This window comes from Dellaglioa sp. CoH-57-MRSF-21 (assembly GCF_056781915.1).
In genome coordinates this window covers 1-765 of sequence record NZ_JBXAXU010000020.1, presented here as the reverse complement: position 1 = coordinate 765, position 765 = coordinate 1, and the positions used below count along the sequence as shown (strand labels likewise).

The following is a 765-nucleotide window of genomic DNA, read 5'->3' as shown; positions in this document are numbered from 1 at the left end:
AGGTCTGGCTATATCGGGAAATTCATGAACAAGAAGATGAAGTTTCTGATGCGCCCCGCCTTTGATTTGAAGCGCGACGATTTGAGGGGGGAGATGGTAACTGCCGCTTTCCGCGCCATTTATCTAAAGTTCCCACGTTTTGATTCCGTGCTCCACATTACGAACGTGGCTAAAACCACGATTAGTAATACTGGGAAGACCCTAATCACGTACCACACGAACCCCGCGCGCCAACGGCTTCAGGCTGGTGCCGAGAAAGGGCAGTTCGAGTCGCGGATCGTGAGTACCGAAGCTCTGTCGAATATGGAGGCACCAGACCAGTACATGAGTGGTCTGCGCGATGCGCTCACGACCCTTGTTCAGGTAGCGGAATCAGGCGGGATGCGCCCTGACGTACAGCGCTTCCTTCTGATATGCGCAGGTCACCACGATGCTGGGTTCTCCGAGTTCTTGCGGCGCGACAATACGCTTAGTGTGGAGTCCATGCCGTACGATCGCTACCTTGAACGGGCACGCACCTACTTCGGTTTCTCCGAATCGCAAGTGCAGCGTCTTTTTGCCAAACTGAAAACTCTTTTGTAAAGGTTGAAAATGAAGCTGGTTCACGAATTTAAAGAGGGTAGCTGGGGTGGTAGTCTCCATCGCATCACTGCCGTATTCGAAGAAGGCACACGCATCGAAGGTGATTGGTCAAGTTACGACGCGCCCGCGTTCATAACTGATCATGATTTGGGTGAAGAGGGTGGCCTCAGCAGCGGCTATATC

1 protein-coding gene is annotated in these 765 nt (G+C 52.8%); it reads left to right on the top strand.

Annotated features, from left to right (window positions below):
• On the top strand, positions 1-582 hold a 582-nt coding region (locus tag AC1RPQ_RS07660; protein ID WP_481762209.1), incomplete at its 5' end, for a hypothetical protein.
• Between the last annotated feature and the right edge of the window lie 183 nt (positions 583-765).